Raw genomic sequence first — 13,450 nt, 5'->3', positions numbered from 1 at the left:
CATAAGCGCCGCAGGAGGAGACTTCGTATGACATCTGCCAGAGGCTCAGCAGAGGGTCGGAAGTGGTGAGCACGCAGGCCGGTGCGGCCAGTCATTCACATGTCGACTCCAGTGCGGGCGGGCAGGAACACGACTATTCGCTGACTGCACCTATGTGGTCCGGCACCGCTGCGGCAGCGGCCAGTTCAGACGAGTCGTTCCTGGTAGCGCTGCTCGAAGCGGAAGTGGCGCTTGCGGCGGCAATGGCCGAACAGGGTGCCATCCCCGCCGCCCACGTGGACACCATCCGGAGAGCCGCGGACCCGTCCAACTTTGACATCCGCTCCATCGCGCTGCGCGCCCGCGGCGGCGGGAATCCGGTCATCCCGTTGCTGGCCGACCTGCGCGCGGAAGTCCGCCGGCTCGACCCGGACGCGGTGTCCTCGGTACACAAGAGCGCCACCAGCCAGGACATCGTCGACACCGCACTGATGCTGATCGCCGCGCACACGGTCTCCATCATCGGTGCCGATCTGCATGCCACCGCCGATGGGCTGGCCGCGCTCGCGGACGACCACCGGCAAACCGTGATGGCCGCCCGCACCCTGACGCAACAGTCGGTGCCCACCACCTTCGGTTTGAAGGCCGCGGGGTGGCTGCAGGGGTCGACGACGGCGGCACGCCGGCTGGAGGACGCGGCTTCCCGGCTGCCCGCACAGTTGGGCGGCGCCTCCGGAACGCTGGCTGCCACAGTGGAACTGCTGGATCCGCAGGCGGCGGACGCCGTCGTCGAACAGTATGCCGCTGAATTGGGGCTGCAGGCTCCAGCGCTGCCTTGGCACACCCGGCGCGCGCCGGTGACAGAACTCGGCGATGCGCTCGCGGCTGTCACTGATGCGCTCGGGAAGATCGCCGTCGACGTGACCTTGCTGTGCCGAACCGAGATTGCCGAACTGGGTGAACCGTCCGGGGACGGCCGCGGCGGCTCGTCGGCCATGCCGCAGAAGCAAAATCCGGTGCTCAGCGTGCTGATCAGCGCCGCCGCCCGGAAAGCGCCGGCGATGGCCGCCGAACTGCACCGCAGTGCGCTGGCTGTCGACGAGCGTCCCGACGGGGCGTGGCATACCGAATGGGCCACGCTGCAGGAACTGCTGCGACTGGCCGGCGGATGCGCCGCCCTTGCCGCCGAGCTGACCGACGGACTCCAGGTGCATGACACGAAGATGAAGGCCAACCTGCAGCTGACCGGAGGGCTGGTGCTCAGCGAGCGGCTGATGCTCAAGCTCGCGCCGGTGCTGGGCAAGGAAGCGGTCCAGCACCTGGTGACCCGCGCCGGAACGGGGGATGACCTGCGGGCGCTGTTAGCGGATGCCCTCGACGGCGTGGAAGGATACGACGTGGACGAGCTGCTCGATCCGGCCGCGTATCTGGGCTGCGCGGACACCTTTATTGACCGCGCCCTGGCCGCATACCAGGAACAATTCACAGACAGGAGCCATCATGGCCAGTAACAATCTGATCCTTGGCCCCTCGTTGGGCACGTCGTCGTTCGTCTGGTCCAAGACGCAGCCGCTGCTGCCGCAGTCACTGCAGGTAAACAACTTCGAACTTCCCGGTCACGGGCCGCAAACTCCGGCGCCCGGGCCGGTGAGCATTTCCGACATCGCTGACCAGGTCATTGAGCTCGCCGACACCCTGCAGATGGACACCTTCCACTACGTGGGCATCTCGCTGAGCGGCTCCGTTGGCCTCGACCTCGCGCTGCGCTACCCCGGCCGGCTGGACAGCCTCGCCGTGGTGTGCTCGGCAGCGAAGTTCGGCGAACGCCAGGCGTGGCTGGACCGTGCCGAACAGGTCCGCGCCCAGGGGACTGCCGTGCTGGTGGAAGGCTCCGCGCAGCGCTGGTTCGCGCCAGGGTTCATCGAGCGGGACCCGGACTCGGTGTCCCAGCTGCTGCACGACCTCTCCGACGCGGACAATGACTCCTACGCCTATCTCTGTGACGCGCTGGCGGACTTCGACCTGCGCGAGCGGCTGAGCGACGTCAACGTGCCCACGCTGGTGCTCTCCGGCGAGCACGACCCGGTCGCCCCGCCCGAAACCGGCCGGTCCGTGGCCGAGCCCATTTCCGGTGCCGGTTACCAGACCATCACCGACGCCTCCCACCTGGCCCCCATCGAACAGCCCGATCAGGTGGCCCAGGCGATGGCCGGCTTCATCCAGGAGCGCAAGTGAGCGGCGGCAACGACGGCAGGAACCCGGCGGACCACGACGCCGCCACGTCGGGACGTGCGGAACGGTCACCGGCGGCGGACAGTCGTTTCCCGGGAGACAGTGCGCGCTTCGACGCGGGCATGGCCGTGCGCCGCGAGGTGCTCGGCGACGAGCACGTGGACCGGGCCAACGTCGGCATCGATGAGTTCACCGCCGATTTCCAGGACATGATCACCAGGACGGCATGGGGCGAAATCTGGACCCGTTCCGGGCTGGACCGGAGGATGCGCAGCGCCATCACCATGACGGCGCTGATCGCCGGAGGCCATATGGACGAGTTGGGCATGCACGTGCGCGCGGCACTGCGAAACGGCCTGACTCCCGACGAGATCAAGGAAGTTCTGCTGCAGTCGGCCATCTACTGCAGCGTGCCATCGGCCAACTCCGCCTTCAAGATCGCCCAGCCGATTATCGCCGAAGCGCGGGAGCAGTAGGCGGTCCATGTCGATGCCGGGCGCGGGGAATGAGGGCGTGACGCGCCGGGATTCCCTCCAGGACCGGCGCTTGGTGCGCGAAATCCGCGGGACGGATGCCGTCGTCGAACCGGACACCTGGCCGGCAAACATCCCTGCCGTTGCTGAAACCCTGCGTTCCGGCTTGGAGCTGGACGACGGTGTCACCTTCCTGGTGGGCGAGAACGGCACCGGCAAGTCGACCCTGGTGGAAGCCGTTGCCGCCTCCTACGGACTGGGCCCGGAGGGCGGAACGATCCACTCCGCGCATCACACGCACCGGTCGGAGTCGCCACTGGACGACTGGATCACTCTGGTGCGGCGTCCTGGGGCTCCGAAGTGGGGATTCTTCCTGCGGGCGGAAACCATGCACGGGTACTACACGTTCCAACACAATCTCGAGGGCGGTCACGATTTTCACCGGATGAGCCACGGCGAGTCGTTCCTCTCAGTGGCCGGAACGTACCTGACGACCACCGGTTTCTACTGCCTGGATGAGCCCGAAGCCGCGCTGTCGTTCAGTTCGACGCTGGCCCTGATGGGCATCCTCGCAGATCTGGCGGCCAACGGATCGCAGGTGCTGTGTGCCACGCACTCGCCGGTGCTGGCCTCCCTGCCCGGCGCGACGATCCACGAGATGAGCGAGCAGGGCATCAGCCGCCGCGAATGGGATGAATTGGAGCTGGTCTCCAACTGGAGGTCCTACCTGAATGAGCCGCAACGCTACCTGCGGCACATTCTGGACTGAGCGATGATTGGGGCGGGTGCGTTCTGGGACACTGGACCAATGCCTATATTGCTGACAGCCACCTCGGCCACCGGCCGCAGCCACAACCACCAGCCCGCCGACAAGGCGCCCGCAGTACGGGGGTTGCTGTGAGCAAGCGGTTCGAGGAACTCGACTGGCGCGAAACTCCTCTCGGCGAGATCAGCCTTCGCCGCCGCCGGGACCCGGTCTCCACACAGGACGTTTACGAGGTCAAGCTCGGCGACGAGTTCCTGATGTCGAGCCTGTTCACGGTGGCCGAGATTGAACTGGCCCGGCTCGCGCTGGCCCAGCTGCCGGGTGAGGGGCTCGACGTCGTCGTCGGCGGGCTTGGCCTGGGATACACGGCGCAGACAGCGCTGGAGTCTTCCACAGTGGGTTCGATGCTCGTGGTCGAGGCGCTCGGCGAGGTGATCGACTGGCACCGGCAGGGGCTGATCCCGGCCGGGGAGTCGCTGACCGCCGATCCCCGCTGCCGCTACGTCCACGACAATTTTTTCACCATGGCGGGCTCGGAGTCCGGCTTTGATCCCCAAGCGCCCGCGCGCCGGTTTGATGCGATTATGCTCGACATCGACCACTCGCCACGCCATGTGCTGCATCCGGACAACGCCGCGTTCTACGAGCGCGAGGGGCTGGAGCAGCTGGTGGCGCATCTTCACCCCGGCGGCATTTTCGCGCTGTGGTCCAACGATCCGCCCGATGAGGACTTCACGACCACTTTGCGTCAGGTGTTCGATGGCGTCACGGCCAAGGTGGTCAGCTTCCCCAATCCGCTGCAGGACAGGGAAGCGACCAACACGGTCTATCTCGCACAGAAGCCGTCCAGTTGAAAACAACCGAACGGCTTCTGACCTCTTGCCGGATCCCGCGTTGGATCCGGCGGTACCAGCCCTAGAGGAACAGGCTCAACCCGAGGACGCAGAACAGCGAAATCACTGATGCGATCGAGGTGATGATAGTGCAGACCTTCAACGTTCCCTGCGTCGACAGGTTCAGCAGTTTCTGCGTCATCCAGAAAAAGTTGCTGTTCACGTGCAGCGCGAACAACGCGCCGCTTCCCGCGGCCAGCGCGATCAGTAGCGGATCGACGCCGATCTGGCCCATCACCGGGGCCAGGATGCCGGCGGCGGTGATCGCAGCGACCGAGGTGGAGCCGATGGCCGCATGCAGGATGACGGCGATCAGCCACGCCAGCAGCAGCGGGGACAACGCGTTGGCTGAGAAGTAACCGGCCAGGATGTCTTCGAGCCCGCTCTCGCTGATCACGGAACCGAGGGCACCGCCGAGGCCGGTAATGACCAGGATCGGACCGCCGTCGCGCAGCGCCTTATCCAAGGCGCCATTGACGACGTCGTTGCCCAGCGAACGCCAGGCGATGAAGTAGGCGAGCAGCAGGCCGAGCAGCAGCGCGACCATCGGATTGCCCAGGAAGCTGATGACGCCGTCTTCCAGCCCGGCGGCCTTCGCGATGCCGCCGAGGGCAATGAGCGCCACCGAGATCAGCAGCGGGAGCAACAACAGCGGCAACGGCAGCGATGAACGTTTCGGCGCTTCTGTGGCCCCATTGGAGGGAACTGCGGTGATTTCGTCCTTTTCCGCGTTCCACAACCCGCGCTTGAGCAGCCAGCGGTAGGCCAGGATGCTGAAGAACGCCGTCGGCAGCGCCACCACCAGACCCCACAACAGCATCTGGCTCAACGAGACGTTGAGCAGGCCGGCGACGGCCAATGCCCCGGCGCCCGGGACCACCAGGACCAGGCCCAGTTCGGAACCAAGAACCAGGGCAGCGCCCATCGAGGCCGTGCCGTTGTGCTTGATGCGCGGTGCGATGCGGTTGCCCAGCGGGGCGGTCAGCACCAGCAGCACATCGGTGTAGATGGCCGGGAAGATGCTGCTCATCGACATGCCGAAGACGTAAGGCGAGCGTTCCGCGCCGAACACCCGCAACAGGGCCGATGTCAGTCGTTCCAGGGCTCCCACCGCGGACAGCAGGGAACCGAGCAGCACGCCGAAGATAATCAGCAGCCCAATGTCCCCCATGATGCCGCCAAAACCGGAAGCTACAGTTTCGGCCGTGTTGGCGAAGCCAAGGCCGGTGGCGATGCCCAGGTACAGGGCACCAATGGTGATGGCCAGGACCTCATGCAATTTGGTGCCGAGGATCAAGCCCACGATGATGAGGATGGAGATCCCCGTGTGGACAAGTATCAATGTGTCACTCAAAATTTGTCCTTTCTTAATAGGGTGGAAGCACATGAATGCGACGTGCGCCGCTGACCATGGTGCACAGATCAGTGACGCCCATCACGACTTGCGTTCATACTGTTCACCACGTCACAAAATTCCGGACCGGGAAGGAGGCGCAGTTTCTTGAAGTCCTGGACCATCTCCCGCCGGTTCTTCGCCGGGCAGCTCATCTTTGTGCTGTGCCTGACGGCCGGCATCGCCTGGGTGATGTACCAGGACGCGAGCGACCAGCAATATGCCGAAGCGGCCGGCAGAATGCACGCCGTCACCACCACGCTGGCCAACGACCCGTTTGTGGTTCGCGCGGTGCAAAGCGACACCCCCACGCAGCTGCTCCAGCCCTATGCCCGCACGGTGATGAACGAGAGCAACGCGGATTTCATCACCATCATGGCGCCGGATCGCACCCGCTTCACCCACCGGAACGAAAAGGAAATCGGCGGCGAGTACATCGGTTCCGTGCGGCAGGCGCTGGCGGGTGAAACGTACACCGAGACCTACACCGGAACGCTTGGTCCGTCCGTGCGCACCATCGCTCCGGTGTTCGACGACGACGGCGACGTGGTTGCCCTGGTCTCGTCGGGCGTCACCATCGCCAGCGTCAGCGAAGCGCTCGCCTCGCAGCTGCCCCTGCTGTTCGGCACCGCCGCCGGGGCCTTGGTGATTGGCAGCCTGGCGTCCTGGTGGATCAGTCGCCGGCTGCGGCAGCTGACCCTGGGCCTGGGGCCGGAGAACCTCTCGCGGATGTTCGTCTTTTACGACGCCGTGCTGCACTCGGTGCGTGAGGGGATGGTGCTGGTCAGTTCCTCCGGCGAGCTCGTCCTCTACAACGACCAGGCGGCGTCGCTGCTCAACCTGCCCGCTCCCGGCGTCGATGACCGTCCGGTCCACACCCGGGAGCTGGAGCTTCCGGCCGCGCTGAAGGAACTGCTGCGCAGCGGCCGACGGGCAACGGACGAACTGTATCTGACCGCCGACAGGATCCTCGTGGTGAACCAGGAAGCAGCCATGCCGCCGGCCGTTTCGGCCCATCCGCGGGCGAGTATGGGTACGGTGACCACATTCCGGGACCACACGGAAATCGAGGAATTGACCGGCGAGCTGCAGACCATGCAAACGGTGACTGACGCCCTGCGGGCGCAGACCCACGAACATTCCAACCGGCTGCACACGATCGTGTCCCTGATCGAGCTCGGCCGCAGCAATGACGCCGCCGAATTCGCTGCCGTGGACATGCAGCGCTCGCAGCAACTCACCGACAACGTGGTGGCGTCGGTGGACGAGCCGTACCTCTCAGCGCTGCTGGTGGGCAAGGCGGCCCAAGCCAACGAACGTGGAATCGAGCTGGACATCAATGCGGAGCACTCACTGGTGCCGCCGGCGCTGGATCCGCGGGAGCTGGTGACGATCCTGGGGAACCTGCTCGACAACGCGTTCGACGCCGCCACGGCGGGGGAGGAACCAAGGGTCGCCGTTGATCTGGCGGTCGCCGATGACGACTTCTGTATCCGGGTCTGGAACAACGGAACGGGTATCGATGTATTGGAGATCGAGCGAATCTTCGATCTGGGGTTCAGTACCAAATCTGTCCCGGAATCCGGCGGCCTCGGACTGGCCCTGGTGCGGCAGGCCTGCACCCGGCTCGGCGGCGAGGTGACCGTGCAGGCGGTGGACGGGGGAGCGGTTTTCAACGTCCGGCTGCCGATGTACGACTCGGTCGGCGGGGACCGTGAGCTGCAGCCCCGTGACGCCGACGCCGATGGTGTTCCGCATCGTCCAGCGGAGCCATGATGAGCGAGCCGTCCGTGAGTGAATCCATCCGTGTCCTCGTTGTGGAGGACGAGTCAATTGCCGCCGACGCGCACGCCGAATACGTGCGCCGGGCCGACGGGTTTGAGCTGGCAGCCGTGGCGACGACCGGAGCCGAAGCATTGAAAGTGATGGCCGAATCCGCCCGGGACAGCGATACGGGCGCGATCCACCTGATGCTGCTGGACATGAACCTGCCGGACATTCATGGCCTGGATATCATCCACCGGGTGCGCGGGGCGGGGTTTTCCACCGGGATCATCGCCGTCACAGCCGTGCGGGAACTTCCCATTGTCCAGCGGGCGGTTGCGGCCGGAGTCGCCCAATACCTGATCAAGCCATTCACCTTCTCCTCCTTTAGCGAGAAGCTCAGCCAGTTCAAGGAATTCCACGAAAGTATGGCCCGGCAGCCGTCCACCATCAACCAGTCCGAAGTGGATAAGACACTCGCCGCCTTGCGAAGCCCGGGAACCGCGAACCTGCCCAAGGGAATGTCGGAAGCGACTCTCGCCGCCGTCGTCGACCTTTTGCAAACCGCGCATGCGGGAGTCTCCGCCACCGAAGTCATGGACGAGTTGGGAATGTCCCGGGTGACGGCCCGGCGGTACCTCGAGCACCTGGCAACGGACGGGTCGGCGGTCCGCACTCCGCGCTATGGAACACCCGGCCGACCGGAGTACGAGTACCGATGGGGCGCACGAAAGAACCGCACCGGGGGAACCTGAATGCTGCCGCAACCATTGCCCCCGCCCCGGCTTCGTGCTATGTTCACTATTAGAACATTCGTTTGCGAAGCGAACACGCTCTCAGTGCGGAAGGACTTCTATGGTCAACAAACAGATCGGCAGTGCCGCGGAGGCGGTCGCTGACATTCCGGATGGAGCCACCGTCATGATGGGTGGATTCGGGCGGGCAGGCCAGCCCGTCGAACTCATCGATGCGCTGCTGGAGCATGGCGCGAAGGACTTGGTTGTCGTCAATAACAATGCGGGAAACGGCACCACGGGACTGGCGGCCTTGATCGGCGCCGGGCAGGTGCGGAAAATGATCTGTTCCTTCCCGCGTCAGAAGGATTCGCAAATCTTCGACGAGCGTTACCTGGCCGGGGACATCGAACTGGAAGTCGTGCCGCAGGGGAACCTGGCCGAACGCATCCGTGCAGCAGGGGCGGGTGTCGGCGCCTTCTTCACGCCCACCGGATACGGCACCATGCTGGCCGAGGGCAAGGAAACGCGGCATATCGACGGGCGGGACTACGTCCTCGAGTACCCGATCAAGGCCGACTTCGCCCTGATCAAGGCGCTGAAGTCAGACCGCTGGGGCAACCTGGTGTACCGGAAGACGGCACGCAACTTCGGTCCCATAATGGCTGCCGCGGCGACGACGGCGATCGCCCAGGTGGACGACGTCGTGCCGCTGGGCGAACTCGATCCGGAGGCGGTGATTACGCCGGGCATCTACGTTGACCGGGTGCTCGAGCTGCCGCGGAACGCGCCGGCCGCCGACAACATCGCCGCCACAGCTACAGCAGGCTCCGGAAGCACCGCCGCCACAGCAGGCTCCGCCGCCACCGCAGGAAAGGCATTATGAAACTCAGTCGCAATGAAATAGCCGAACGCCTCGCCGCAGACTTTCCGGACGGCGCCATCGTGAACCTGGGGATCGGGTTGCCGACGCTGGCCGCGGACTACCTGCCGGAAGATCGCGAAATCATACTCCACACCGAAAATGGCATGCTCGGCATGGGCAGGGCCGCGGCCGAGGACGAAATCGACGAAGACCTGATCAACGCCGGCAAAATCCCGGTCACTGAACCCGCCGGGGCAAGCTACTTCCACCACGCCGACTCCTTCGCCATGATGCGTGGCGGGCACATCGACTACTGCGTCCTCGGCGGGTACCAGGTGTCGGTCACCGGGGATTTGGCGAACTGGCACACCGGTGCGGCCGACGCAATCCCCGCGGTAGGCGGTGCCATGGACCTGGCCATCGGCGCCAAGCACGTGTACGTGATGATGAATCTGTTCACCAAGAACGGCGACTGCAAGATCGTCGAGCAGTGCACTTATCCGTTGACCGGAATCGGCACCGTGGAACGGGTCTATACGGACATGGCTCTCTTCGAGATCGTCGACGGGCAACTGCGGGTGCTGGAAATCTTCGCCGACATGGACCTGGCGGCGTTGCAGGAGGCCATGGGCGTGCAGCTGCTGGACGGACTGGTGGCGGCATGAGTGCCAGCTTCATTTACGACGCCGTCCGCACCCCGTTCGGCCGCCTCGGCAAGTCGCTGGCCACCACCCGCCCGGACGACCTGGCCGCCGTCGTACTCAAGGAACTGCTGAACAGGAACACCGGGCTTGAGAGCGCCTCCATCGACGAGGTGCTGGTGGGCGACGCGAACCAGGCGGGCGAAGACAACCGCAACGTCGCGCGGATGGCTGCTTTGCTTGCCGGCTATGAGACCTCGGTTCCCGGGGCCACCGTGAACCGCTTGTGCGGGTCCGGTGTCGAGGCCGTAATTCAGGGCAGCCGCGCCATCGAAACCGGCGACGCGGATCTGATGGTCGCCGGCGGCGTTGAATCCATGAGCCGCGCGCCCTGGATTCTGCCCAAACCGGCCAAGCCCTTCCCGGCCGGTCATGAAACGCTGCATTCCTCCACGCTGGGATGGCGGATGGTCAACCCGGCGATGCCGGATCAGTGGACCGTTTCGCTGGGCGAAACTGCGGAAATCCTCGCCGATCGGTACGGGATTACGCGTGAGCAACAGGACGAGTTTGCCGCCCGCAGCCACCGCTTGGCGGCCAAGGCGTGGGATGAGGGGCATTACGACGCCGAAGTGGTCCCGGTTGCCGACCTGGCCCGGGACGAAGGCATCAGGCCCGACTCAACTGTCGAAACGCTCGCAGGTTTGAAGCCGGTGTTCCGGGACAATGGAACGGTCACAGCTGGCAATTCGTCGCCGCTCAACGACGGTGCCGGCGCACTGTTGCTGGCGGGCGAAAACGCCCGACTTGGCACGGAACCGCTGGCGCGACTGGTATCGCGCGGGGTTGCCGGCAACGATCCGGACATTTTCGGCATCGCCCCGGTGGAAGCCGCCAACAAGGCACTGGCCCGGGCTGGCTACAGCTGGGACGATGTCGACGTCGTCGAACTGAACGAAGCCTTCGCCTCACAGAGCCTGGCCTGCCTCAAGCTCTGGCCGGAGCTCGATCCTGAGAAGGTCAATATCCACGGCGGAGCCATCGCCATAGGGCACCCGCTGGGCGCGTCCGGCGCCCGGGTGGTCGGGCACCTGGCCCATGAACTCAAGCGGCGCGGCGGCGGCATCGGAGTGGCAGCGATCTGCATTGGTGTCGGCCAGGGACTTGCCGTGGTGCTGGAAAGCTGACCTGACGAATAGGATATTGGGATGACCGAGACCAGCCAGATACCAATTCCCAGCGGGCAGTATGTGCAATCGCTGGCCCGCGGGCTCTCGGTGATCCGCGCCTTCGACAGCGACCACCCCGAGATGACGCTCAGCGATGTGGCGCGCAAGACCGGACTGACCCGGGCCACGGCCCGGCGTTTCCTGCTGACGCTGGTGGAGCTCGGTTACGTGCGCACCGACGGGCGGCTGTTCGTGCTGACCGCGCGGGTGCTCGAACTGGGCTACAGCTATCTCTCCGGCCTGTCGTTGCCTGAAATTGCCCAGCCCCACCTGGAGCAGTTGTCGATCGATCTGCATGAATCAACGTCGGCGTCCGTGCTGGATGGGAACGAGATCGTCTACGTCGCACGAGTGCCCACGCGCCGGATCATGACAGTCGGGATCAACCTGGGCACCCGTTTTCCCGCGTACGCGACCTCGATGGGCCGCGTCCATCTGGCAGCGCTTACGGAACGGCAGCTGGGCGAATATCTGGCCAAGGCGCAGCTGAAGGCGCTGACGTCCAAAACGGTGCACGAACCAGACCGGTTGCGGAAGGTCCTCCAGCAAGTCAGGAGTCAAGGGTATGCCTTGGTGGATGAGGAGTTGGAACCGGGGCTGAGGTCCATCGCCGCACCGGTTCGGGACCGCAACGGCAACGTGACCGCGGCGATCAATGTGTCGGCGCAATCCTCCGGCGTGACGGTCGACTCGATCACCTCCGAGTATCTGCCGCGGCTGCTCAAGGCGGTTTCGGCCATTGAAGCTGACCTGACGGCAGGCACGCCCGCCCAGCAACTGTGAGGGCGGGGGGCTGGCTCCGGCAACTGTGAGGGCGGGGGGCTGGCTGCGCCCGGCAGCTCGGCCAGCCGGCACCGGCGCAGCAGCTGTCTAACGGTATGGGTGGGTTTATGCGGCCCATTGTGAGGCTGTGGTGCAGGGGACGATGATGGCGCGGGCGGCGTGGTCGGCGCTTTTGAGCTGGTCGAAGTAGTTGTTGCGGATCCAGTCGGTGCGCTCCGGATGAGCGACAGATCCAAGGGGCATCGTGGTGCCGAGGGTTTTTGCGCCCTTGGCGGTGACGCGGACGTAGGGGATGCCGTCGATCATCGTGGCTTCGAGCAGCCCGGCGTGGAGGGCGCTGTGGTGCGATGGGCAGCCGGGTCCGAGGTTCCCGATGTCGGTGGGGCCGTCGTGCGAATACCAGATGATGTGGTGAAGTTCGCACCACGATGCGGGGCGATTGCAGCCCGGAACTATGCACCCGCCGTCCCTGATGGCCACGGCGCGTCTCTGCGCGGGTGAGGCGAGCCGGGTGGGCAGGCCGAGGTCGAGCAGTGCTCCCTTGGCGTCAAGCACGACCCGTTCGAACAGGGCGTCGCAGGACATCCGCGCCAGCGTTCCGCTGGCTACTGGCCCGACCTGTTCGCAGTAGGAGTCGACAGGGTCGACGGGCTTGGCTCGTCCGGTTCTTCCGTCCTGGACGGTTTTGATCTGGTCCATGGTGGTGACGATGCTGACCCGGTTCTGTCTGCGGGAGAGCCGTAGTTTGCCGGCCCTGCTGCCGGACTGCTGCGCGGGTTTATCCCCGGGCTCGTGGGGTTTATGGGGATGTTGCCGGCCGGTGTTCCCGGGCTGCTTCCGGGCATCGTTGCCGTCCGGTTGCCGCGCTGTGCCCGGCGGCGTTTCCGGCTGTTCGTTGGGGGTGAGGCTGAACAAGTCGGGTATCTGCCCTGGTTGCCGGGTGGCGGCTTGGCTCTGCCCAAGCATGGGGACCTCGGTCAAGGGCGCTCCGCTCTTGCCGGAGTCGTCATTGGTTGCCTCTGCGTCCGGGGTGTCGCCGCTGGTCTGTGGCACGCTGGCGTGGTTGACCGGTCCGAGGTAGCGGGATCCTGCGCGGATCAGTTCGCCGAAGGCGTCGGCGCGGCGTTGGGCGGGTTTGCGGTCGTCTCGGGCGATGGTGTTGCCGTGCTCGTCTTTCCGGGCCGGGTAGGGCGCAGCGAGCGGATTGAGAATGGTCATCAGTTCGGCGCCGGCGGCAGGGTCGAGTTGGTAGCTGCCGTGGACCATGCCGGTGATGTCGGTGTTCATGGTGAAGGAACGGCGCAGGTAGGCGTCGGAGTCGTAGTGGTCGTCGGTGTCCGGTTCCAGGTTGCGGATGAGGCGGTTGGAGATGGCCTGGATTTGTTTGGGGGTGGTGGAGGCGGCGTGTCCGGTGATGAAGCTGATGATGGTGTCCAGGTTCGCGCTGGTGGCCAGCCGTGTTGGGATTCTTTCGAGGGTTTTGACGGCGACGTCGATGTGGGCGCCGCTGGTGTCGCCGGTGGCGAGCATCTCTCCCATGGCGGCCAGCGGCCCGTTGCCGGCGGCGGGGGTGCGGACGAGTTCGCCGGTGCTGATGCCGTGGTGAACCGTTTCCAGTTTGTGGGACACCGGTGTATTTAGGCTGCGATTTTCCCATTGTTTTTATATGCTATTTCGTATTCATTCGGTGTCACATAG

At 65.3% G+C, this 13,450-nt stretch carries 13 protein-coding genes; 11 read left to right on the top strand and 2 right to left on the bottom strand.

Translation table 11 applies throughout. The annotated features are described in order from the left end of the window. Window positions 1-65 precede the first annotated feature (65 nt). The 5 genes from H535_RS25285 (at window position 66) to H535_RS0112835 (ending at window position 4,304) form a co-directional block, all read left to right on the top strand. On the top strand, window positions 66-1,490 hold the full coding sequence (locus tag H535_RS25285; RefSeq protein WP_245580303.1) for a lyase family protein: 1,425 nt from the start codon (window positions 66-68) through the stop codon (window positions 1,488-1,490). Next, the gene (locus H535_RS25280; protein ID WP_035769540.1) at window positions 1,480-2,214 is read left to right on the top strand and encodes an alpha/beta fold hydrolase; all 735 of its coding nucleotides are present in this window, start codon (window positions 1,480-1,482) and stop codon (window positions 2,212-2,214) included. Before H535_RS25285 ends, H535_RS25280 begins: the two co-directional genes overlap by 11 nt. After that, window positions 2,211-2,687, top strand: coding sequence for a 4-carboxymuconolactone decarboxylase (pcaC, locus tag H535_RS25275; RefSeq protein WP_051299211.1), 477 nt, complete (start codon window positions 2,211-2,213; stop codon window positions 2,685-2,687). Before H535_RS25280 ends, pcaC begins: the two co-directional genes overlap by 4 nt. A 37-nt stretch (window positions 2,688-2,724) precedes the next feature. After that, window positions 2,725-3,453 (top strand): AAA family ATPase, encoded by a 729-nt coding sequence (locus H535_RS0112840; RefSeq protein WP_245580302.1) that lies wholly within the window; start codon window positions 2,725-2,727, stop codon window positions 3,451-3,453. Between the two features lie 128 nt (window positions 3,454-3,581). Beyond that, on the top strand, window positions 3,582-4,304 hold the full coding sequence (locus tag H535_RS0112835; protein WP_026819870.1) for a polyamine aminopropyltransferase: 723 nt from the start codon (window positions 3,582-3,584) through the stop codon (window positions 4,302-4,304). Window positions 4,305-4,365: 61 nt separating this feature from the next. Here H535_RS0112835 and H535_RS0112830 read toward each other — a convergent pair whose 3' ends face one another. Beyond that, a complete protein-coding gene (locus tag H535_RS0112830; RefSeq protein ID WP_026819869.1) occupies window positions 4,366-5,697 on the bottom strand; it encodes a GntP family permease in 1,332 nt (443 codons plus the stop codon). A 147-nt stretch (window positions 5,698-5,844) separates the two neighbouring features. On the opposite strand from H535_RS0112830, the gene H535_RS25270 reads away from it, so the two are divergent. From H535_RS25270 to H535_RS0112800, 6 genes are all read left to right on the top strand, one after another. Beyond that, the gene (locus tag H535_RS25270; RefSeq protein ID WP_051299207.1) at window positions 5,845-7,512 is read left to right on the top strand and encodes a sensor histidine kinase; all 1,668 of its coding nucleotides are present in this window, start codon (window positions 5,845-5,847) and stop codon (window positions 7,510-7,512) included. Further along, complete coding sequence (locus tag H535_RS0112820; protein WP_035769537.1) at window positions 7,512-8,255, top strand: response regulator; 744 nt, start codon at window positions 7,512-7,514, stop codon at window positions 8,253-8,255. Before H535_RS25270 ends, H535_RS0112820 begins: the two co-directional genes overlap by 1 nt. Before the next feature lie 100 nt (window positions 8,256-8,355). Further along, entirely contained in the window at window positions 8,356-9,120 is a 765-nt protein-coding gene (locus tag H535_RS25265) for a 3-oxoacid CoA-transferase subunit A (protein WP_051299205.1), read from the top strand. Then, the gene (locus H535_RS0112810; protein WP_035769535.1) at window positions 9,117-9,764 is read left to right on the top strand and encodes a 3-oxoacid CoA-transferase subunit B; all 648 of its coding nucleotides are present in this window, start codon (window positions 9,117-9,119) and stop codon (window positions 9,762-9,764) included. Before H535_RS25265 ends, H535_RS0112810 begins: the two co-directional genes overlap by 4 nt. Then, entirely contained in the window at window positions 9,761-10,927 is a 1,167-nt protein-coding gene (locus H535_RS0112805) for a thiolase family protein (protein WP_026819866.1), read from the top strand. The genes H535_RS0112810 and H535_RS0112805 overlap by 4 nt, the downstream gene beginning before the upstream one ends. A 21-nt stretch (window positions 10,928-10,948) precedes the next feature. Then, entirely contained in the window at window positions 10,949-11,752 is an 804-nt protein-coding gene (locus tag H535_RS0112800; RefSeq protein WP_026819865.1) for an IclR family transcriptional regulator, read from the top strand. 105 nt (window positions 11,753-11,857) lie between these two features. On the opposite strand, the gene H535_RS27800 is transcribed toward H535_RS0112800, so the two are convergent. Further along, a complete protein-coding gene (locus tag H535_RS27800) occupies window positions 11,858-13,381 on the bottom strand; it encodes an HNH endonuclease signature motif containing protein (protein WP_026819864.1) in 1,524 nt (507 codons plus the stop codon). Between the last annotated feature and the right edge of the window lie 69 nt (window positions 13,382-13,450).

The organism is Arthrobacter castelli DSM 16402, from assembly GCF_000430705.1.
In the GTDB taxonomy this organism is placed as follows: Bacteria; Actinomycetota; Actinomycetes; order Actinomycetales; family Micrococcaceae; genus Arthrobacter_C; species Arthrobacter_C castelli.
This window is presented reverse-complemented; position numbering and strand designations above follow the sequence as displayed.